Source organism: Actinomadura chibensis NBRC 106107, assembly GCF_001552135.1.
In the GTDB taxonomy this organism is placed as follows: domain Bacteria; phylum Actinomycetota; class Actinomycetes; order Streptosporangiales; family Streptosporangiaceae; genus Spirillospora; species Spirillospora chibensis.
In genome coordinates, this window is the sequence record NZ_BCQP01000028.1 from 25,059 (window position 1) to 45,787 (window position 20,729).

Annotated in this window: 22 protein-coding genes; 16 read left to right on the forward strand and 6 right to left on the reverse strand. The window is 72.5% G+C overall.

Translation table 11 applies throughout. The features are described 5' to 3' along the window. The first annotated feature begins 2 nt into the window (after positions 1-2). A complete protein-coding gene (locus ACH01S_RS16455; protein WP_218010281.1) occupies positions 3-1,406 on the forward strand; it encodes a hypothetical protein in 1,404 nt (467 codons plus the stop codon). 25 nt (positions 1,407-1,431) lie between these two features. Here ACH01S_RS16455 and ACH01S_RS16460 read toward each other — a convergent pair whose 3' ends face one another. Continuing rightward, a complete protein-coding gene (locus tag ACH01S_RS16460; RefSeq protein ID WP_067892056.1) occupies positions 1,432-1,629 on the reverse strand; it encodes a three-helix bundle dimerization domain-containing protein in 198 nt (65 codons plus the stop codon). Positions 1,630-1,770: 141 nt separating this feature from the next. Here ACH01S_RS16460 and ACH01S_RS16465 point away from each other — a divergent pair, with 141 nt between their 5' ends. Further along, positions 1,771-2,271: a luciferase domain-containing protein gene (locus ACH01S_RS16465; protein WP_148344296.1), complete on the forward strand. Its 501-nt coding sequence runs from the start codon at positions 1,771-1,773 to the stop codon at positions 2,269-2,271. A 12-nt stretch (positions 2,272-2,283) separates the two neighbouring features. On the opposite strand, the gene ACH01S_RS16470 is transcribed toward ACH01S_RS16465, so the two are convergent. The 3 genes from ACH01S_RS16470 to ACH01S_RS16480 are packed head-to-tail and all read right to left on the reverse strand — an operon-like array spanning position 2,284 to position 5,418. Further along, positions 2,284-3,237 carry a TolB-like translocation protein gene (locus tag ACH01S_RS16470; RefSeq protein ID WP_067892060.1) on the reverse strand — a complete coding sequence of 318 codons (954 nt, stop codon included), beginning with the start codon at positions 3,235-3,237 and terminating at the stop codon, positions 2,284-2,286. Continuing rightward, positions 3,234-4,460, reverse strand: a complete 1,227-nt coding sequence (locus ACH01S_RS16475) for an MFS transporter (RefSeq protein ID WP_067892062.1) — start codon at positions 4,458-4,460, stop codon at positions 3,234-3,236. Before ACH01S_RS16475 ends, ACH01S_RS16470 begins: the two co-directional genes overlap by 4 nt. Positions 4,461-4,512: 52 nt before the next feature. Next, complete coding sequence (locus ACH01S_RS16480; RefSeq protein ID WP_218010282.1) at positions 4,513-5,418, reverse strand: metallophosphoesterase family protein; 906 nt, start codon at positions 5,416-5,418, stop codon at positions 4,513-4,515. 669 nt (positions 5,419-6,087) lie between these two features. Between ACH01S_RS16480 and ACH01S_RS16485 the strand changes: the two genes are divergently transcribed. Further along, positions 6,088-6,660: a glycoside hydrolase family 25 protein gene (locus tag ACH01S_RS16485; RefSeq protein WP_067892063.1), complete on the forward strand. Its 573-nt coding sequence runs from the start codon at positions 6,088-6,090 to the stop codon at positions 6,658-6,660. On the opposite strand, the gene ACH01S_RS16490 is transcribed toward ACH01S_RS16485, so the two are convergent. Beyond that, positions 6,635-7,282, reverse strand: coding sequence for a DNA alkylation repair protein (locus ACH01S_RS16490; RefSeq protein ID WP_083980787.1), 648 nt, complete (start codon positions 7,280-7,282; stop codon positions 6,635-6,637). The two genes, ACH01S_RS16485 and ACH01S_RS16490, sit on opposite strands and share 26 nt — an antisense overlap. Before the next feature lie 249 nt (positions 7,283-7,531). Here ACH01S_RS16490 and ACH01S_RS16495 point away from each other — a divergent pair, with 249 nt between their 5' ends. Continuing rightward, on the forward strand, positions 7,532-8,602 hold the full coding sequence (locus tag ACH01S_RS16495; RefSeq protein WP_067892067.1) for a cobalamin-independent methionine synthase II family protein: 1,071 nt from the start codon (positions 7,532-7,534) through the stop codon (positions 8,600-8,602). 73 nt (positions 8,603-8,675) lie between these two features. Here ACH01S_RS16495 and ACH01S_RS16500 read toward each other — a convergent pair whose 3' ends face one another. Next, complete coding sequence (locus ACH01S_RS16500) at positions 8,676-9,029, reverse strand: ArsR/SmtB family transcription factor (protein ID WP_174564885.1); 354 nt, start codon at positions 9,027-9,029, stop codon at positions 8,676-8,678. Positions 9,030-9,108: 79 nt separating this feature from the next. Here ACH01S_RS16500 and ACH01S_RS16505 point away from each other — a divergent pair, with 79 nt between their 5' ends. The 12 genes from ACH01S_RS16505 to ACH01S_RS16560 all read left to right on the forward strand — a co-directional run bounded on the left by ACH01S_RS16505 (position 9,109) and on the right by ACH01S_RS16560 (position 20,714). Next, positions 9,109-10,452, forward strand: a complete 1,344-nt coding sequence (locus ACH01S_RS16505) for an FAD-dependent oxidoreductase (protein ID WP_067892069.1) — start codon at positions 9,109-9,111, stop codon at positions 10,450-10,452. 227 nt (positions 10,453-10,679) lie between these two features. Further along, positions 10,680-11,099: an arsenate reductase ArsC gene (locus ACH01S_RS16510; RefSeq protein WP_067892071.1), complete on the forward strand. Its 420-nt coding sequence runs from the start codon at positions 10,680-10,682 to the stop codon at positions 11,097-11,099. A gap of 173 nt (positions 11,100-11,272) precedes the next feature. Then, on the forward strand, positions 11,273-11,599 hold the full coding sequence (locus tag ACH01S_RS16515; protein ID WP_067892072.1) for a histone-like nucleoid-structuring protein Lsr2: 327 nt from the start codon (positions 11,273-11,275) through the stop codon (positions 11,597-11,599). A gap of 233 nt (positions 11,600-11,832) precedes the next feature. Next, positions 11,833-13,128 carry an FAD-binding oxidoreductase gene (locus ACH01S_RS16520; RefSeq protein WP_067892075.1) on the forward strand — a complete coding sequence of 432 codons (1,296 nt, stop codon included), beginning with the start codon at positions 11,833-11,835 and terminating at the stop codon, positions 13,126-13,128. A 218-nt stretch (positions 13,129-13,346) separates the two neighbouring features. Beyond that, entirely contained in the window at positions 13,347-14,321 is a 975-nt protein-coding gene (locus tag ACH01S_RS16525; protein WP_083980762.1) for an ABC transporter substrate-binding protein, read from the forward strand. Positions 14,322-14,544: 223 nt separating this feature from the next. Beyond that, positions 14,545-15,492, forward strand: a complete 948-nt coding sequence (locus ACH01S_RS16530) for an LLM class flavin-dependent oxidoreductase (protein WP_067892078.1) — start codon at positions 14,545-14,547, stop codon at positions 15,490-15,492. A 61-nt stretch (positions 15,493-15,553) separates the two neighbouring features. Beyond that, positions 15,554-16,372 (forward strand): ABC transporter ATP-binding protein, encoded by an 819-nt coding sequence (locus ACH01S_RS16535; protein ID WP_067892080.1) that lies wholly within the window; start codon positions 15,554-15,556, stop codon positions 16,370-16,372. After that, entirely contained in the window at positions 16,369-17,157 is a 789-nt protein-coding gene (locus tag ACH01S_RS16540) for an ABC transporter permease (protein WP_067892082.1), read from the forward strand. The genes ACH01S_RS16535 and ACH01S_RS16540 overlap by 4 nt, the downstream gene beginning before the upstream one ends. Further along, entirely contained in the window at positions 17,154-17,981 is an 828-nt protein-coding gene (locus ACH01S_RS16545) for an ABC transporter permease (protein WP_067892084.1), read from the forward strand. Before ACH01S_RS16540 ends, ACH01S_RS16545 begins: the two co-directional genes overlap by 4 nt. 100 nt (positions 17,982-18,081) lie before the next feature. After that, the gene (locus tag ACH01S_RS16550) at positions 18,082-19,008 is read left to right on the forward strand and encodes an NAD-dependent epimerase/dehydratase family protein (protein WP_067892085.1); all 927 of its coding nucleotides are present in this window, start codon (positions 18,082-18,084) and stop codon (positions 19,006-19,008) included. 40 nt (positions 19,009-19,048) lie between these two features. Then, the gene (locus ACH01S_RS16555) at positions 19,049-19,867 is read left to right on the forward strand and encodes an alpha/beta fold hydrolase (RefSeq protein WP_083980764.1); all 819 of its coding nucleotides are present in this window, start codon (positions 19,049-19,051) and stop codon (positions 19,865-19,867) included. Positions 19,868-19,946: 79 nt separating this feature from the next. Continuing rightward, the gene (locus tag ACH01S_RS16560) at positions 19,947-20,714 is read left to right on the forward strand and encodes a GntR family transcriptional regulator (protein WP_067892089.1); all 768 of its coding nucleotides are present in this window, start codon (positions 19,947-19,949) and stop codon (positions 20,712-20,714) included. Positions 20,715-20,729: the final 15 nt, after the last annotated feature.

Genomic DNA, 20,729 nt, shown 5'->3' on the forward strand with positions numbered 1-20,729 from the left:
TCATGAAACCTTCCCCAGGCGCAGTGATCCTCGCGACGGCCGGAGCCCTGGCGGTTCCCCTGGTGGCGACCGTCCCGGCGGGCGCCGCCGCGCACGGTCCCGAGCCGATCGTGGTGCGGCGCGGCGGGCCCGCGCGCGGGCTGCCGTTCGTCGCGTCCCGGAGCGGGGAGGCGGTCGCGACGTTCACCGTCGCCGCGCCCGGCGTCTCGTGGGCGCGCAAGGGCGCCGAGGCCGCCGTGGTCGCCGTCGCCGTGGACGGGCGGCACGTCACCGACCTCGTCGTCCCGTCGGCGGAGCCGACCGCGCGCGGCGTCGCGCTCGGCCCCGTCCGGCGCGGCACGCACCGGCTGACCTTCGCGTTCGCGAGCGCGGGGAGCGCGGCGGCGGCCCGGCGGGTCACCATCCGGCGGGCTCGGGCCGGGACGCCGCGCGCCGACCAGGTCGCGCTGCGGCACGCCCCGATCGTCGTCGGCCGCACGCTGCCGCAGCTCGGCGACGCCTACCAGAACGCCCGCACCGACACCCCGCTGCTGGCCTGGCACGAGGAACTGCCCGCGACCACGCCCGGACACCGAGTCTTGGAGTACTCGGTGGTGTGGAGCAACGAGGACGGCGGCACCGACACCCCCGCCCTGATGGCCCGCTGGGGACGCACCACCGACATCGAGTGGGTGTACCGGGTCGAGGTGGACGCGGCCGGGCGGCGCGTCCCCGGAACCGGCGTCTACCAGGCCCCCAACCACCAGACGCTCGCGTTCGCCGGACGATACGAGGGCGACCACCCGCTCCTCCAGACGTGCACGGTGAACAACAACATGTGCGACACCGTCACCCCGGACGCGAAACTGCGCTTCTTCCTCGACTCGACGCCGACCCGTCCGGCCGACCGCGCCCGCGAAGTCGTCATGGACCGCTCGCCCTGGACGTATCCGGTGATGGCCCAGGAAATGGTCCGCGAAAACAAGATCGAGAATCCGCCGGACCCGAAGACCCCGCAGGTCGGAGACCAGCGCACCTACCTTTTCCTCGAATTCAAGAAGCGGACCGGCGCGCCCACCGGGATCGGCTCGGCCCCCGGAGTGTCGGTCGGCGTCCGGCTCAAGCGCGACCCGGGCACGCTCTACCGCTCCGACCATTCGACGCCGTCGTGGTCGATCGAGCGGGACCTGCCCGCCGCCACCACCGTCGAACTCCCGGCCGGTACGAAGATCGCGGACATCGCGGGCGTCGAGGCGGTCCGGCAGCCGATGGGCGCGGGCGACAACGGCGCCCCCGCCACGGTGACCTCGATCAACCGCGGCTTCTTCCTCGACGCCGGGTACCTGCCGCAGGCGTCCGGGATCGCGTGGACGGGGTCGGTCACGCTGACGCCCGCGTCCCCGTCCGCCGTGCTCTGGAAGCCCTGACGCGCCCTGACGCGCCCGGGGGCGGTCAGCCCGACAGCGCCCGGCGCGCGTCCCGCTCGACCAGGATCGGGACGAAGTCGCGCACCGGGCGCCCGTCGAACCGGTGGTGGATCGCGCTGACCGCCTCGGCGACCTCGTCCGCGCCGTGCGTGTCGCCGTACGCCTTCATCAGCCGGGCGGTGACCTCGTTCATGGCCGTCTTCTCGCGCGCCGCAGTGTCCATGTCCAAAATGCTTCCTCGGAAATGCGCGATGCGCAACGCCCCAGCGTCGGCGGATTTTCCCCGGTGACCGGATGCGGCCGGTCATAACGATTTGAGGCTAAAGGGTGCCGCTTTGGCGAGCGTCGGGTGAACGATGGCCCCATGGGTGCGAGAGCCGGGCTCAACCGGCTTCCCTTTTCGAACGGCGCCAACCCCGGTACCCGTCTTGTCGACCGGGTCGTGGACGAACTGTCCGGCTGGCCGGGGCTGCGGGTCTCCGCGGCGGAATGCGGCCCGGGATCGGCCTTGGCCCTGGGCACGCGGCAGATCGTCCACTTACCCGGGGAGCACGAGGCGGAGCTGCGGCTCGGCGCGGCGGCGGTGCGGCGGCTGCGCCCGGCGCTCGACGAGTCCGGCCAGCTCATCCCCATAGCGGCGGACGAGCGGCCCGTCCACTCCCCGGCCGAGGGGGACGGGGAGGAGTGGGTGCGGATCCGGCTGGACGGCCACGCCGACGTCTCGCTGATCCTGTCGCTGGCCAGCCTCGCGATCGCCGCCGCGACCCGGACGATCGCCGGTCCCGAGCGCCGCGAGCCGCCCTGCCCGCGCGCCCGGCGGATCGCCGTCCTCGGCCTCTCCCGGCAGCCGCGCACACGGCCGTGAGCCCTCCGGGCCTCACGGGAGCGGTGCCACCGAGCTGGCGTTGTCGAGCAGCAGGCGCGGCCGCCCGCCCCCGGACGCCGGGAGGGCCCACGTCTGGTTCTTGCCGTCGCTGAGCTGGATCGTGTAGGCGACGGTGTGATCGTCCAGCCAGACGGGCTGGTCGTCGACGCTGCGCGTCTCGGCGAGCGGCGCCGTCCGCAGCGTGGCGAGGTCGAGCGTCGACAGCCGCCAGCCCCGCTTCGGGTCGCCGCCGACCGCCGACTTGAAGGCGAGGCGCTTGCCGTCCGGCGACAGCGACGGGCACTCGACGCCGGGCGCGAGCGTCCGGACCGTCCGGGCCGCGAAGTCGCCCTGCACGAGGTACCGCCGGCCGCCCGTGGACAGCGTCGCGTAGAACCGGTTGTCGTCGGCGGCGAACGTGATGCCCCAGAAGTTGGCGTCCCGGTTCCGGTACGGGGCGCCGTCCTTGGTGATCGCGAAGTCCTCCAGGGACGTGACGAGCCGCCCCGTCCGCGTGTCGAGGACGCCCGCCCGCGTGGAGAACCCCGTGGTCGCGTAGCTGTGGCCGTCGATGAACAGCGTCCAGGCGACCATCCGCCCGGACGCCGACACCCGCAGCCGGTTCGGGAACCCGGTGAGCGGGACGCGCCGCCGCTCGCGCAGCCCGGCGTCCATGACGACCAGCGCGCCCGCGCTCAGCGCCCCGACCGGGCGCAGGCAGGCGACCGTCCCGGCGGCGGCGTAGGCCCGGTCGCACTCCACCGGCGTCACCCGCCGCGAGCTCGGCGGCGACGTGTAGGACAGCCGCCCGTTGGTGAGGAACTGGAGGCGGCGGCCGTCGCCCGTCCCGCCCGAGGTCCGGGCGGGCGCGGGGTCCGCGCCCTGGAACACCGTGTACGCGACGGCCACGGCCACGAGCAGCACGGACGAGACGACCAGGACGGCGACGCGGGAGCGGACGGTCACGGGACGACCCTTTCTGGCGAACGGAGCAGGAGACCGGTCCCGGCGAGGGCGGCGGCGCTGACGGCGGCGGCGGCGAGCAGCGCCGGGCGCGTGCCCCACACCTGCCACGCCACACCGAACAGCACCGACGACAGCAGGTAGGCGAGCGCCTGCGCGCTCTGCACGAGCGCGATGCCGGTCGTGCGGAGGGCGGCGGGGAGCAGCGGCCCGGCGAGCGCCATCAGCCCGCCGTCGGTGGCGGCGTAGAACGTCCCGTGCAGGACGACGGCCGCGCCGACCAGCCAGAGCCCGCCGCCGGGAGCGAGCCCGAGCAGCAGGTAGGTCGCGGTCAGCGTCAGGTAGCCGCCGAGCACGACCGGCAGCCGCCCGGCCCGGTCGGCGAGCAGGCCGAGCGGCGTGGCGAGCAGCAGGTACACGCCGCTCGTCGCGACCGCGAGCAGCGGGAACCAGCCGAGCGCGAGGTCCGCGCGCCGGGCGACGAGCAGGTAGGTGAAGCCGTCCCCGATCGTCGCGAGCCCGAGCAGGACCGACGCGGGGACGAGCCGCCGGGCGGCGGGCCCGCGCAGCAGCTCCCGCCAGCGCAGCGCCTCGCGCGGCGGCTTCGGCCCCGGCGTGTCCCGGACGAACAGCACCAGCACCAGCACGCCGAGCAGCGCGACGCAGAAGCTCGTCATGATGACCGAGTCGTAGGAGCCGGGCGCGGCGGCGAGGACCGCGAGCGCGACGAGCGGACCGGCGAACGCCCCGGCGGCGTCCATCGTCCGGTGCACCCCGAACGCCCGGCCGAGCCGGTCGGGCGGCGTGGACAGCGTGATGAGCGCGTCGCGCGGGGCGGTGCGCAGGCCCTTGCCCGCGCGGTCCGCGGTGATGGCGAGGCCGATCCCGACGCCCGAGCCCGCCGCGGCGAGCAGCCCGAGCTTCGCGGCGGCGGACGCGCCGTAGCCGAGCAGCGCCACCGGCTTGCGCCGGTCGACGCGGTCGGCCGCGTACCCGCCGACCAGCCGGAGCAGGACGGTCGCCCCGCCGTAGAGCCCGTCGACCGCCCCGTAGGCGGCCGGGCTGAACTGGAGTCCGACGACGAGGTACAGCGGCAGGATCGCGGTGACCATCTCGGCGGAGACGTCCGTGATCAGGCTGACGGCGCCGAGGGCGACGACGTTGGCGGCGACGGGCCCCGCGCGGCGGTGGCCCCCCGCCGGGCGGGTGAGGGTGGAAAGGTACACGCCGGCTCCTAGGAAGGGCCCGGCGCGTCCCCGCCGCGCCGGGCCCGGGACGTCAGTGACAGGTGGTGGTGCCGCTGTCGGCGTAGGTCTTCCCGGCCTGCGGGACGAACTGCCAGTCGTAGCTGTTCGCGTGCAGCGTCAGTTTCAGGACGCCGTACGTGTCGCTGTTCCTGGCCTCGCTGTTCGGCTGGATGGTGCCGAACGAGTAGTGGCTCGCCCCGCCCATCCCGGCGACGAACTCGCGGATGCCGCGCGCGGGGTCGGCGGCGCCGCTCGGGTTCATCGGCGCGAACCGCTCGTACTGGTGGTTGTGCCCGGTGACGATGACGTCGGCGTTGTTGTCGTAGAGCGCCTGCACCAGCGGGGCCACGCCGGTGTAGGGCGCGTGGTTCGCGCCGGACGTCCACCGGGGGTGGTGCCAGTAGGCGATGGTGCACGGCCTCGGGTTGGCGGCGAGGTCGGCGCGCAGCCACGTCTCCTGCGCGCCGCCCGCCGCGCAGCCGCCGCTGATCGACGCGCAGTTGGAGTTGAGGGCGACGACGTGCCAGTTGTCGCCGATGTTGTAGGAGTAGTAGCCCTTGGTCGGGTCGCCCGCCGCCGCGCCGAAGTACCCGTAGTACCCCGTGGCGCCGGACGTGTTGTAGTCGTGGTTGCCGGGCGACGGCCGGGTGCGGGCCTTGTGCCGTCCCCACGTCGGGTTGTAGTAGGTGTTGAACTCGCTGGTCGTGCCGCTGTCGTAGACGTTGTCGCCGGTGGTGAAGACCGTTCCGGGGATGGAGTCGAGCAGCGCCGCGGTCGCGGTGTCGCCGCTGCCGGAGTTGCTGATGTCGCCGGCGCCGACGAGGACCGGGTCGGCCGCCGCCGAGGCCGCGCCGCCCGGCAGCGTGACCGCCGCGATCGCGGCGGCGCCGAGGACGCCCGTGAGGACGGTCGCGAGCACGCTTCTGCTTGGGGCCATGTCCGCTCCTTTGCGGGGGAATTGGGCGTTCCGGACGGTAATTCCGCAGTTACACGTCCCGGCGAGGGCCCGGCGAGCGGCCGCCATCCAGCGGGTGAATGACGCCGGAGAACAAAGATCCGTAAAAATCCGGAGTCAGGAATTGAGGGCGTCCCGGCCCCGGGATAACCCCGAACCGGAAATTGAAAAGCACAGTTATCGAGCTGATTTCCGGGCGGTGGGACGAACCATTTCCGTGGCGTCCCATCCCGAATGCGCCAGGACGGGGCGCCCGGACCAGGCCCCCTCACCCCGTCGGCTGGTCGCGTACCTCGGGATCGCTCGACCCCCGACGGCACGCCCCGCGAGTCGCCGGACTTCTACGTCCGGCCCGGCACCCGCGTGTGGATCCGGGCTGGCGATCGACGACGCGGACGGCGTGCTCCGCGTCGCCGACACCGCGACCGGCGAGATCGTCACCGGCGTCCGCGCCGAGGCGGCGTCCTACGCCTCGCTCACCCGGTTCCATCCGCCGGAATCGACGGGGTGCCCGAAACGGCGGATCGGCCGGAAGGCCAGGGCGATGTCGTCGGGACGAACGGACTTCTGTCCCGATGGCAGGTGGGCGGCATCCGCGCTGGAGGAATGGTCTTCGCCAGGGGGTCGGCCCGAGAGCCGAAAGGGTCCGCCATGCTGCACGGCATCGACGTGGCTTCCTACGAGCCCACCTTCGACACCGACGAGCTGGACTTCGTGATCGTCAAAGCGACCGAAGGACGCACCTACACCAATCCCTACCGGGCCAAGCAGGCCAGGCGGGCCCGCGACGCCGGATGCGTGGTGGGCTTCTACCATTTCCTGCGCGGCCGCCGGGGAATCCGCCTGGCCCGGATCAAGGCCCAGGCCAAGTACTTCGTCGAGCACTGCGGCGCCGAGGACGGCGACATCCTCGCCCTCGACTGGGAGTCCGACCCGAAGGGGCGCCTCCCCACCACCGCGCAGAAGGACAAGTTCCTGCACGAGGTGAAGAAGCTCCGTCCCGGCCACCGGCTGGTCCTCTACTGCAACCGCGACCTGTGGACGAGGAAGAGCACCACCGACTACAGGGCCGACGGGCTCTGGATCGCCGACTACCGCAAGGCCGGCGAGCCGAAGATCCGGGACGAGTGGCTCTTCCACCAGTACACCTCGGAGCCGATCGACAAGAACGTCGCCGACTTCAAGAGCCGCGACGCCCTCAAGGAGTGGGCGTCCGGCGGCTGACCATCTCGTTGATCCAGACGGGCGCGAACGGCGACGTGCAGTTCGGGGGAGTCGGGTAGTCCTTGAGCACCTCCAGGCGCTCGCCGATGCCGATCGCGCGGGCGCGGTGCTCGGCGTGCTCGATCCCGATATGGCTCAGGCACTCGTTCATCGCCCATTGCAGGCGGTCCGGCGCGTCCTTCATCGTCGCCTCGATGATGTCGAGGAGGCCGCCGAGGTCGAGGCCCTCGGGCTTCTTCCGGACGCGTTCGCTCGTCAAAGCCCAACCGGCGCTCGCGACCACCGGATCCGGGTCGGCGAACCACGCCAGGCGCAGTTCCTCCGAATGGGGGCTCTTCTTCACCACGTAGTTCACGAGCCAGTCGTGGACCTTCGGCGTGCGCGCCTGGCGCAGCATGGCGTCCAGTTCGTCGCGCCCGAACGCCTTCGGACGGCAGATCAGGAGCGCCAGCAGCCGCGCCGCGCCGTCGCCGGTCTCCCAGAGCCGCAGCGCGAGGTCGTGCTGCGTCTTCAGCCGCTTCGCGACCGCCCGCAGCTTGCCGAGGTTCACGCCGTGGTCGTCGCCGTGCCGCTCGTTCACCCCGCGTGTCTTCGGGTCGTCGAGCCCGGCCAACTCGGCCATCACCTCGGCCAGCGTCTCCTCCGCCACACTTGCCTCCCTCCGACGCCGGTCACATGCGGGCTCAAGACTACGACCGGGTTCGGACGGCGCGCTGACCAGCGGAACGGCGCGCAACTCCGATCGTGCTCAGCGTCCGTGCGGCGCCGTGACCGGGGACGATCGGGGTGCTCGCGGGTGTCCGCTACCGGTCATCGGCGCGCTCACCGATTGTGATTGATGATCCCCATAGCGTTACCTACGCTCGGGGCCATGGCGATACCGACCGAGCAGATCGGCAGCATTCCCCGACCCCCTGAACTGTTGGCCGCGATGACCGCCCACGCCGCCGGGGAGGTCGGCGACGCCGACCTCGCCGCCGCGCGGGACGCGGCCGTCCGCGACACCATCCAGCGGCTGGAGGCGACGGGCTCGCCGGTCGTCACCGACGGCGAGCAGTCCAAGCCCAGCTTCGCCACCTACCCGATCGCCGGTCTCCCCGGCCTCGCGCCCGAGGGCGTGGTCATCCCGTTCGCGGACGGTCACCAGCGGCAGCTGCCCGTCCTGACCGAGGGGCCGTTCCGCTACCAGGTCCACGCCGCCACGTTCTACGCGGTCGCGGCGGAGCACGCGCGGGTGCCCGTCAAGCAGGCCGTCATCGCGCCGTCCGCGCTCAGCCTCCTCTACCCGCCGGACGGCGTCCCCGGGTACCCGCGCGAGGCGTTCCTGTCCGACCTGGTGAACGAGGCCGAGGCCGACATCCGGGGGCCGCTGGACGCCGGGGCCCACGCCGTCCAGCTCGACTTCACCGAGGGCAGGCTCTCGCTTAAGCTCGACCCGAGCGGCGGCGTCCTGGACGACTTCGTCGCGCTCAACAACCGGGTCCTGGAACGCTTCGGCGCCGCCGAGCGCGCCCGGATCGGGGTGCACACCTGCCCCGGCGGCGACCAGGACTCCACCCACAGCCTGGACGTCGACTACGCCGGGCTGCTGCCCAAGCTGTTCCAGCTCAAGGCCGGGAACTTCTACGTCCAGCTCGCGAGCGAGGACGACCCGGAGAAGGTCCTCGCCGTCATCGCCGAGCACCTGCCCGCCGACGCCCGCGTCTTCATCGGGGTGACCGACCCGATCGACCCCCGGGTCGAGACGCCGGAGCAGGTCCGCGACCGGGTGCTCGCCGCGGCCCGGCACCTGCCGGTCGACCGCCTCGGCACCTGCGACGACTGCGGCTTCTCGCCGTTCGCGGACGACACCTCCACCTCCCGCGAGATCGCCTTCGCCAAGATCGCCGCCCGCGTCCAGGGCACCGCCCTCGCCGCCCGGGAACTCGGCCTGACGGGCTAGCGGCGCCGCCCCCCGCACGCCCGTGCGGACGGCGCCCCGCCGTCCGCACGGGCCCCGCTCGTCCGGGCCCCGCTCAGCCGGGGAGCGTGAACAGCCCCGCCAGCCGGGTGAGGCGGTCGGGGATCGCCCGGTAGTAGACCCACGTCCCGCGGCGCTCGCCGTCGATCAGCCCGGCCTGGCGCAGCACCTTCAGATGGTGCGAGATCGTCGGCGCGGTCAGCGCGAACGGCACGGTCAGGTCGCACACGCACGCCTCGCCGCCCTCGGCCGAGGCGATCATGCTGAGCAGCCGCAGCCGGATCGGGTCGGACAGCGCCTTGAACACCCCGGCCAGCTCGACCGCCTCCGCCTCGTCCAGCGCGGACGCGTTCAGCGGCGCGCAGCACGCCGAGGCGGTGACGTCCTCCACGACCAGCGACTTCGACATGCCTCTAATTTGACATCCATCTAAGCAGCGAAGCAAACTGGGCCCTGATTAGAAGAACGTCTAAACAAGGGGAGGCATCATGAGGGACGCCGGGGCGCCGGTCGCGGTCGTCGGAGCCGGGCCGGTCGGGCTGGCCGCCGCCGCCCATCTGGCCGAACGCGGGCTGGACTTCGTCGTCCTTGAGGCCGGGCCCCGGGTGGGCGCGGCTATCTCCGAGTGGGGCCACGTCCGGCTGTTCTCGCCGTGGCGGTACGACATCGACGCCGCCGCCCGCCGCCTGCTGGAGCCCACCGGCTGGACGCCGCCCGACCCCGACGCCCTCCCCACCGGGGACGACCTGGTCCGCGACTACCTGGCCCCGCTCGCCGAGACGCCCCGGCTCGCCGGGCGGATCCGCACCGGGACCCGCGTCACCGCCGTCGCGCGCCGCGGCCTCGACGTCACCCGCACCGCCGGACGCGGCGACCGCCCGCTGCTCGTCCGCGCCGCCGGCCCGGACGGGACGGTCACCGACCTCGCCGCCCGCGCGGTCATCGACGCGTCCGGGACGTGGGGCCACGGCAACCCCCTCGGACATTCCGGCCTGCCCGCGCCGGGCGAGGACGAGGCCGCGCCATACCTGGCCGGGCCGCTGCCGGACGTCCTCGGCCGCGACCGCGACCGCTTCGCCGGACGCCGCACCCTCGTCGTCGGCATGGGCCACTCGGCCGCCAACACGCTGCTCGCCCTGGTCGAACTCGCCAAGGCCGAGCCCGGCACGCGCATCGCCTGGGCCGTGCGCGGATCGTCGGTCGCCCGCCTCTACGGCGGCGGCGACGCCGACGGCCTGCCCGCGCGCGGCGCGCTCGGCACCCGCCTGAAGAGGGCCGTGCGGGACGGTGAGATCGACCTGGTCCGCGACTTCTCCATCACCCGCCTCGCGAACGGGGACGGGGACGTCCAGGTCACCGGCGCGACCCCGGACGGGGAGCGCGTCATCGCGGCCGACACCGTCGTCGCGGCGACCGGGTTCCGTCCCGACCTGGACATGCTGCGCGAGGTCCGGCTCGACCTCGACCCCGGCACCGAGGCCCCGGCCGAGCTGGCCCCGCTGATCGACCCGAACCTCCACTCGTGCGGGACGGTCCCGCCGCACGGCGAGCGCGTCCTCGCCCACCCCGAGCCCGGCTTCTACCTGGCCGGGATGAAGAGCTACGGGCGCGCCCCGACCTTCCTCATGGCCACCGGGTACGAGCAGGTCCGCTCGATCGCCGCCGCGCTGGCCGGGGACCGGGAGGCGGCCGACACCGTCCGGCTCGACCTGCCCGAGACCGGCGTCTGCTCCACCGACCTCGTCACCGAGGACCAGATCCCCGGCGCGGCGGGCGGCGCCTCGTGCTGCGGCGGCGGCCGGCCGGGGCCCGTGCCGATCAGCATCGGTTGAGACGGGCGGGCCGCGGCCCCATTATCATTACGGGCTTACCGCGCGCCGATGTGGTGGCGGCGCGTTCATCGGGGAGCGCGGAATCGGCCCGCCCTACGATCACTACGCGACATTGCCCCGCACCGTCCGCGGCTCCATGGGCGAAGTGCCGGGCCGGGCCGTCCCGGTCCGCGCCGGGCCTTTGGGCCCGCCGTTTCTTCCGGCTCAGGCACACTTAGGGGGACCCCATGGACGACAAACCCAGCGTCCTGTTCGTCTGCGTCCACAACGCCGGGCGCTCCCAAATGGCCGCCGCCTACCTGACCCACTTCGCGGGCGACGCGATCGAAGTCCGGTCCGCCGGATCGGCCCCCGCCGACGAGATCAACCCCGCCGTCGCGCAAGCGATGGCGGAAGAAGGCATCGACATCTCCGCCGAAATCCCGAAGGCGCTCACCGCCGACGCGGTCCGCGTGTCGGACGTCGTCATCACCATGGGCTGCGGCGACACCTGTCCCGTCTTCCCCGGCAAACGCTACGAGGACTGGCGACTCGACGACCCGGCGGGCCAAGGCGTCGAAGCGGTCCGTCCGATCAGGGACGAAATCCGCGTCCGCATCCAAGAACTCGCGGCCGAACTCACCGGCGGGCCGGGGCGGGGAAAGTAAGCGCCCGGCGGCGAGTCGAGTCCGTAACCAGGCGACTTCTATGGCGGGCCGGACGACCGGCCGGGAACACCGCCGTGCTACGCGACCTGTGCGGGCTCTATACTTCTGGATCCACGATGCGTTCGATTCGCTAAAGTAACGATGACGTGGCGCCACGAGATGAAAGGCAGAAAATGGCTCAGAAGGTACAAGTCATCATGACGGACGACCTCGACGGCGGTGCGGCGGAGGAGACCGTCTCCTTCGGCCTCGACGGCAGGGTCTACGAAATCGATTTGAGCGAGAAGAACGCCAACAAACTCCGGCGGACGCTGCACGCCTACATGGAGAGCGGCCGGCGGCTGAAGGCCACCAGGGGCGGGCGCCCCGCGGCCCGCGGCGCCGGCAACCGCGAGCGGTCCGCCGAGATCCGCGAGTGGGCGCGGCAGGCCGGGATCAAGGTCAACGACCGTGGGCGCATTCCCGCCACCGTGGTCGAGCAGTACGAGGCCGCGCACTAGCCGTCCCCGGACCGGGCGCGGACGCTCGCCGGGAGGCCGGTGGCTTCGCCTGGCCGCCTCGTCGCCGAGCGAGGCCGCCAGGCGACTCTGCGGCCCGGCGGCGCCGCGCGCGGGTGCGCGCCCCGCCGAGCGGTAGAAGTCGATCGAAGCGGCGCATTGCGGCAAGGATGCTAGCATCCTGTCAAATTAGGAAGTTAGCGAGCGCGGTGCCAGCCGCCCAGGGGGAGGGCCAGATGATCGGCGGTGATCTGCGGAGCGCGGTCAGGGGACGGGTCCTGACGCGCGGCGACGACGGCTTCGACGCGGCGCGCCGGGCCTGGAACCTGACGGTCGAGCAGCCGGTGGCGGCGGTGGTGGAGGCCGCGGACGCCGCCGACGTGGCCGCGCTCGTCCGGTACGCCCGCCGCTCGGGCCTTTCGGTGGCCGCCCAGGCCGGGGGCCATGACGCGTCCGGCGACGTCGAAGGCGTGATCCTGCTGCGCACCGGCCGCCTGAACGGCCTGCGCGTGCGCGCGGACGAGCGCACCGCCGAGGTGGGCGCGGGCGTCACCTGGGGCCGGGTGCTGGCGGAGGCCGGGCCGCACGGGCTGACCGGGCTCGCGGGCAGCTCGCCCGCCGTCAACGTGACCGGCTACACGCTGGGCGGGGGCCTGTCCTGGTTCGGCCGGAAGTTCGGCTGGGCCGCCGACAGCGTCCGCGCCGCCGAGGTCGTCGACGCGGACGGGAACCGGACGCGGGTGACCGACGCGTCCGACCCGGAGCTGTTCTGGGGGCTCAGGGGCGGTGGCGGCGATTTCGCGCTGGTGACGTCCCTCGAATTCGACCTGTACCCGGCGCCCGTCCTGTACGGCGGACGGGTGGTCTGGCCGGACGCCCGCGCCGCCGAGGTCTTCGCCGCCTTCCGGGCGATCACCGCCGCCGCGCCGCGCGAGCTGGCCGTCTGGTTCAACCGGTTCTCCTTCCCCGGCGCTCCGCCGATGGCGGGCCTGGATCTCACCTACCTGGGCGACCCGCGCGAGGGAGCCGCGCTCGTCCGCGCCATCGACGGGATCGAGGGCGCGATCAGCGACACGCGCGGGACGCTTCCGGTCGCCGACCTCGGCGGCATCGCCGCCGAGCCCACCAAGCCGTCCGCGTCGATGCCCCGCGCCGAACTGCTCTCCGCCCTGGACGACGCCCTCGCCACCGAGCCGATCGAACCGCTGATCTCCGTCCAGGTCAGGCACCTGTCCGGCGCGCTGGCCGAGCCGGGCCCCGGCGCGAGCGGAGCCCTGTCCGAGCCCTACGGCCTCTCCATGGTCGGCGTCGGCGCCGATCCCGAGCTGGCGCGCGCGACCCGCGCGGGGCAGGCCCGGTTCGTCGAGCGGTTCCGCGCCATCGTCACCGGACGCAAGCCCTACACGCTGCTCGCCCCCGGCGAGACGGCGGCCGACTTCTTCACGCCGCCCGTCCTCGCGCGGCTGCGCGAGCTGAAGCGCGCCCGCGACCCGCACGACGTCTTCCGCGCGAACCACCCCGTCCTCAAGTAGGCGGCCCGCCTCGCCCCCTCCAGGCGTGTGACCTCGCGCTTCGCTCTTTTTGACCGTTCCATGGCCAGCCGTTGACGGTTGCATGTTGTATGTGACAACATCCACGCCACGTGAGCGGCGCCACCTCCGTGAGGTGGGCTCCGGCCGCAGACGGAGGAAGCGAGTTCGCGCGAGGGCCCGGCCATGGGCCGCGGCGCGCCGCGGAAAGCGAGGAGTTCATGAAGGTTCGGGCACGCGTTCTGGGCTCGGTGCTGATCGGTGCGTCCCTCGTCCTCGCCGGGTGCGGCGGGGGCGGCTCGGACGACGGCGACAAGGGAAAGAAGATCACCGTCGCGACCCAGCCCGACTTCTTCGGGGTGCCGCTGTACTTCGCGGTGCAGAAGGGCTTCCTGAAGAAGCAGGGCCTGGACGCCAAGCTCCAGAAGTTCCCGACCGGCGTCGAGGGCACGGAGGCCGTGGCGACCGGCCAGGCGGACTTCACCACGGTCGCGGGCTTCCCCGTGGTCAGCCTGGCGGCCCGCAAGGCGCAGGTGAAGGTGATCGGGCACAACGCGACGTCCGCCAAGTGGTGGGGCTTCGTGACGGACGGCAGCATCAGCAAGCCGTCCGACCTCGAAGGCAAGACGGTCGGGTTCCAGTCCAACTCCACCGCGAACTACTGGTTCGACCAGTTCGTCGCGTTCCACAAGCTGGATCGTTCCAAGATCAAGATCGTGGACGCCAAGTTCGCGCAGCTCGTCCCGACGTTCGCGCAGGGCAAGGCCAACGCGATCATCCACTTCGAGCCGAACGTCTCCAAGGCGGTCGCCAGCAAGAGCGGCGCCAAGGTGACCTGGTGGGGCGGCGACGACAACCTGCTCCCGTTCTACGGCTACGTCGCGGCCGGTCCGAAGGTCTACAAGGACAAGGACACGGCCCTGCGGGTCCTGCGCGGGCTGCGCGAGACGGCCGAGTACATGAAGAACAACGAGGCCGAGGTCATCAAGCTCGCCAAGGAGCTCACCGGCATGACCGACGACGCCCAGATCAAGGAGATCCTCGCCCAGATCGACTTCAGCCTCGCCTTCGACCCGAAGAGCGTCGAGCAGGTCCAGCAGATCGCGGACTACCAGCTCCAGCACAAGCAGATCAAGGAGCGGGTGGACGCGCAGAGCCTGGTCGAGGCGACCTGGGTCGCGGAGTCCGAGAAGTAAGGCTCCGGCTCACGCAACGGAGCGCAGCGGAGTGGAGTGAGCCGCAGCCTTACTTCCCTCCCGGGGGGTGTGGGGGGTCGTCCCCCCACAAGAGAAGAGCCCGGACGGCGGGCGGGCATTGGGGCGGCCCGCCGTCCGGGGCACCACCGCACAGCCCCGTCCATTGAGCAGCCCTGTCCATCGCTCAGCCCTTGTCCATCGATCGGCCACGTGGAGGCACGCCGTGGAAATCGGGATCTCACACCTGCCGGTGTCGCCGTCCCGCGCGCTGCGCCTCGCCCAGATCGCCGAGAGCACCGGGATCGCGCGGTTCGGGGTGGCGGACTCCTCGCACCTGTTCGGCGCGATGTACCCCACCGTGCAGCTGATCCTGTCCCGGACGTCGCGGATCACGGTCGGGCCGTTCGTCACCAACCCGGTGACGCGGCACCCGTCCGTCCACGCGGCGGACGTCGCGGCGCTCGCGGCGCTGTACTCGCCGGAGCGGATCGCGGTCGCGATGGGCACCGGCGACTCGGCCGTCCACAGCGTCGGCCTGCGTCCGGCCAAGGCCGGGGAGGCGGCCCGCGCGCTGGAGACGATCCGCGCCGTCGCCCCCGCCGGGGTGACGCTGGAACTCGCGGCGAGCGGGCCGAAGGCGGCCTCGGCCGCGTCCGCCGAAGGCGTCGACGGGCTGGTGCTGGGCGGCGGGCTGTCCGTGCCGTGGACGCGGCGGCTCATCGCGGCGGCCGGGCCCCGGCCGCTGACCGCGCGGGTCTTCCTGATCGGCCACCTGGTGGAGCGCGAGGACGAGGTGGCGCGGGCCCGCGCGGCCGTCCGCGCCTCGGTCCTCGCGGTGGCGCGGCACGCGATCGGCGTCGACATGGCCGGGCGGGACGTCCCGTCCCGGCTGCGTCCGGGCCTTGAGCAGGCGTTCGCCCGCTACGACTTCGCCGCGCACGCCAAGGCGGACGGCGCGAACGAGCGGCTGCTCGCCGACCACCCCGAAGAAGAGGCGTACCTGTTCGAGCGTTTCGCGGCGGTCGGCACGCCGGGCGCGGTCGCCGAGCGCCTCCGCGAGTTCCAGCGGGAGAGCGGGATCGACGGCGCGGTGCTGAGCACGACCGTCCCCGACCCGGACGCGCACGTCGCCCTCACCGGCGAACGGCTGACCACCGCGCTGCGCCCATGAGGCCGCCCATGAGCGCGCCCATGAACGCGCACGCCCCCAACGACCCAGAGGAGAGGACGGCATGACGCAACCGACCACGGGCTCGCAGCCGCGTTCGTCCGACGAGGGATTCGTCGTCATCGACGGCGTCTCCTTCTCCTATCCCGGCAGCCCGCAGCCGATCCTGCGGGACGTCAGCCTGACGCTGCGGCGCGGGGAGTTCTTCGTCCTGCTCGGGCCGAGCGGCTGCGGCAAGACGACGATCATGAACCAGGTCGCCGGGTTCGAGCGGCCGACCACGGGCTCGATCACCGTGGACGGCACACCGGTCAGCGGCCCCGGACCCGACCGCGCCGTCATCTTCCAGGGCGACGACTCGCTGCTCGGATGGCTCAACGTCCGGCACAACGTCGAGTTCGGGCTGCGCGCGCTGCGCGTCCCCGCCGCCGAGCGGACGAAACGCGTGCGACGCGCGCTGGAGACGGTCGAGCTGGCCGGGCAGCAGGGCAAGTTCCCGCACGAGCTGTCGGGCGGGATGAAGCAGCGCGTCCAGATCGCCCGCGCCCTGGTGGTGGACGCGCCCGTCCTGCTGATGGACGAGCCGTTCGGCGCCCTCGACGCGCAGACCCGCACGAACCTTCAGGACGCGCTCGCCGGGCTGTGGGAGCGGTCGCAGCGGACCGTCCTGTTCATCACGCACGACATCTCCGAGGCGCTCATCCTCGGCGACCGGATCGGCGTGATGACGTCCGGCCCGGAGGCGCGGCTCCAGACGGTGATGGACAACCCGCTGCCGCGCCCGCGCCACCGCGGCGCCGCCGAGTTCGCCGACCTGTACCAGCGGGTCGAGGACGCGGTGACCGCGGCGAAGTCGCGTCCGCCCGTAGGGGAGGCGCGGTGAGTCCGGCGGCGGCGCGGCGCTGGCGCTGGCAGCGCCTCGGGCTGAACGTCCTCGCCGTGCTGATCGCGGTGGCCGCCTGGCACGTCGCGGCGCTGTGGAAGGACAACCTGCTCGTCTTCCCCACGCCGGGGACCAGCCTGTCGGCGCTTCGCGACGTGCTGTCCGAGGGGGACCAGCGGCACCAGTTGGTCATCACGCTGCGCCGGGTCATCGTCGGGTTCGCGCTCGGCAGCGCGCTCGGCGTCGTGATCGGCAGCCTGATCGGGAGCGTGCGGAGCGTCGCGCTGACGCTCGAACCGGTCGTCCACTTCCTCCGGTCGGTGACGCCGGTGGCGTGGATCGTCCCCGCCACCATCTGGCTCGGCGTGGGCGAGGGGTCGCTGCGGTTCATCGTCGTGTACGCGACGGTCTTCCCGGTCACCATCAACACGCTGGCGGGGCTGGCCCAGGTGCCGGTCAACAAGGTGCGGATGGCGCGCACGTTCGGGGCGTCCCGGCTGCGCATCTACCGGTCGATCATCGTCCCGAGCGCCGTGCCCTACATCGTCACCGGCATGCGGCTGTCGCTCGGCTACTCGTTCATGAGCGTCGTCGCGGCGGAGATGGTCGCGGGCAAGGACGGCATCGGCTACCTGATCTACAACTCCCGCATCTTCTTCGACACCGCCACGATGTTCGCCGGGATCATCCTCCTCGGCGCCGCCGGGCTGGTGTTCGACAAGATCTTCAGCGTCGCCGCCCACCGCGGCCTCGCCCGCTTCTACGCCGGGCAGGTGAACACGTGAGCACGACCACCACGCGGGCCGGGACCCGCAGGGTCCTGGCTAACCCGGCGCGGCGGGCCGCGCTCCGCCGGGCGCCCGTCGCCGTCGCCGGGATCCTCGTGATCCTCGTCTGCTGGGAGCTGGTCGCCCGCGCCTACGGCAAGCCGCTGCTGTTCCCCGGACCGGCGGAGACGGGGTCCACCCTGCTCGACGGCCTGACCGGCGGGGACATCCCGGACGCGGCGGTCGCCAGCATCGGTCGCGTCCTGTCCGGTCTCGCCATCGGGTCGCTCGCGGGCGTCCTGCTGGGGCTGCTGTCCGGGTCGAGCCGGGTGCTTGAGGCGCTGTTCGAGCCGTTCATCAACGTGTTCCGGTTCATCCCGCCGCTGGCCTGGTTCGCTCCGGCGCTGCTGTGGCTCGGCGCGGGGGAGACGTCCAAGGTCGCGCTGATCGTCTACACGTCGGTGTTCGTGGTCGCGGTGAACACGGCGGCCGGGGTGAAGGCGGTGCCGAAGAACATGGTGCGGATGGCGCGCACCTACGGGGCGGGCCCGGTCCGGGTGTTCTTCGCCGTGCGGCTGCCCGCGAGCCTGCCCTACATCTTCTCCGGCGTGCGCATCGCGATGGGGAACGCGTTCATGACGGTCGTCACCGCCGAGATGCTCGGCGCCGAGTCCGGGCTCGGGGTCCTGATCACCGAGGGGACGGCGAACACCGACGTGCGCGGGGTGTTCGCGGCGCTGATCGTCCTCGGCGCGCTCGGGCTCTGCGCGGACCGGCTGTTCGTCCGGCTGCTGCGGCGGTTCGGCGGCCGGTTCTCCGCGCGGACGCTCGGCGGGCCGTGAGCGGCGCCTCGGCGCCGGTGCTGGAACGAGACACAGGGGGAGTCGCGGGCGCGCGTGCCGCGCTCACGGCGGCTCCCCCGCGACAGAAAGGTCTGATTCGATGACGACCCTGGTCACGGGTGCGTCCGGCTTCGTCGGCAGGTACGCGGTGCGCGAGTTGGTCTCGGCGGGGGCCGAGGTCGTCGCGCTCGACCACGCGCCCGCCGCCGGGCTGCCGCGGTCCCCCCGGCTGAGCGCGGTTCAGGGCGATGTCCGGGACCTCAGGCAGTTGGCGCGCGTCGCCCGCGAGCACCGGGTCGACCGGATCATCCACCTGGCGTCGCTGCTCGCCCCGGCGTCGCAGGACGACCCGTACCACGCGCTCGAAGTGAACGTCATCGGGACGCAGAACCTGATGGAGGTCGCGCTGCTGTGCGGCGTCACCAATTTCACGTGGGCGAGTTCGATGGCGGTGTTCGGCCACCAGACGCAGGCCGACGACGATTCGGAGGAGTTCACCGAGTCGAGCCGCCATTGCCCCGACAACGTGTACGGCACCACCAAGTCCTATGCCGAGGGGATTTCGCTCGCCTACCGGGAGCGGTACGGCCTCAACACCGTCGGGCTCCGCATCGGATTGGTGTACGGGCAGGGCAAGGAACGCGGCGAGGGGCTTTTCACGGAGCATTTGTTCGACCGTCCGGCGCGCGGCGAGGACGCGGTGGTGCCGTTCGGGGACGACGTCTTCTCGTGGCAGTACGTCCGGGACGTCGCGCGGGCGTTCATCCTGGTCAACGGCCGCGACGAGACCGACCAGGGCATCTACAACCTGCCGGGGACGGTCGCGAGCATGCGGGAGGCGGTGGACCTCGTCCGGGAACTCCGGCCGGAGGCGACCATCGGCACCGAGCCGGGCCGGCTCGGATTCCCGTACCGGTTCAGCGTGACCGCCTTCGAGAAACTCGCCGGGGACGAGCACCGGCTGACCCCGCTCCGCGACGGTTTCGCGGAGACGCTGGACCGGCTCCGCGACGGCGGCGGCGAATGACGTCCGGCGGCCTTCGACACGACGAGTACGGGAGGTAAGCGTGGCAACGCTCGAATTGGGTGACGGGTCGGTCGTCTGGTACCAGCGGCAGGGGACCGGACCGACGATCGTCGACATTCACGGAAGCGGTTTCGGCTACCGCAACTTCGCGATGCTGACCCCGCATCTCGTCGACTCCTTCGACGTGATCGACCTGGACCTGCCCGGCTACGGGCAGAGCACCGCCAACGGCCCGCTCGGCGTCGCGGAATGGGCGGGTTACGTCGCCGAGTTCATCGAGCGGCTGATCGGCGGCCCCGCGTACGTGCACGGCACGTCGATGGGCGCCGTGGTCGCGACCAGGCTCGCCGCCGACCACCCCGAGGCGCTGAAAGACCTCGTCCTGTCGTGCTGCCTCTTCCGCTACGACAACGCGGCGCGGCACATGCGGCACACCTGGAAGCGCGGCGCGATGGACAGCGGAATGGTGCAGGCCGCCGACCAGACGGCCGCCGCCGGGTTCTCGCGGAGCTTCTACGACCGTCCGGACGCCACCGAGATCCTGGACCGGCTGCGCACCGCGATGGGCTCCAACGACCCCGAGTCGTTCGTCGCCGGAACCGAGAGCCTGGAGGCCATGGACCTGTCGGACCTGCTGCCCCGGCTGCCCAGGACCCTCCTGCTCGGCGGGGACGAGGACCAGATGACGCCGCCCGTCCCGGCGGAGAGCGGCGTCGGCTTCGACACCGCCGTGAAAATCGTTCCGGACGCGGAACTGCACATCCTGGAGAAGTGCGGCCATTACCTCGTGCTGGAGCAGCCGGAGCGGGCGGCCGAGGTCATCAAGCGTTTCGTGTTCCGGTCCGGCGACACCGGCTGACCCCGGGCATCCGCTGCCCGCGGATACGGCGCATCTGCCATGATCCGCGTCAGCCGCACCCCCACCGTAGGAGGAGAGAATGACCAGCGAGCCGCCCTCGGGGGCGAAGGCGTCGCCGTCCGACCGGTCGTCGCGGGCGATCAAGTTGGAGCTGCCGAGCGACGCCGGGAGCCAGCCGCAGGTCACCGAGACGGTCGAGCAGCGCATCGCGCAGGAACTGCGCCGGCTGATCGCGGAGGGCGACCTCGCGCCCGGGGCGCACCTGCCGCTGCGCCAGCTCGCCGCGCATTTCGGGGTGAGCATCACGCCGGTGCGGGTGGCGCTGATCGAGTTGGCCGCCGCCGGGCTGGTGGTCAGCCGTCCCCATTCCGGCATGCGGGTGGCGCCGATGAGCCTTGAGGAGTTCGAGGAGGTCTGGACGATCCGGGTGAGCCTCGAATGGTGGCTCACCCGGCGGGCCGTGGAGCAGGTGCAGGACCACGACATCGAGTACCTGCGCGGCGCCCTTGAGAAGATCCAGCACGCCGCGCACAGCCAGGCGGAATGGCCGGAGTACGTTGGGCACAGCTGGAACTACCGCCGCTACCTCTATTCGCTCGCCGATCGTCCGCAGATGTTGAACAGCCTGGACACGGTGTACGTGCGGTCCGCCCGGTACAGCCGGCTCATGCTCGTCGGCGGGGAGCGGATCAACCGCGCGGCGGCCACCATGGAGGAGGTGCACGCGGCCGTGGAACGGCGCGACGCCAAGGCGGCGCAGGAGGCGCTGCGGCGCGGAATGGAATGGACGATGGAGGCCGCGCTCAACCAGTTCGTCAGCGACCTGCCCGCCACTCCGGAATGGTGACCGCGGGGGACCGTC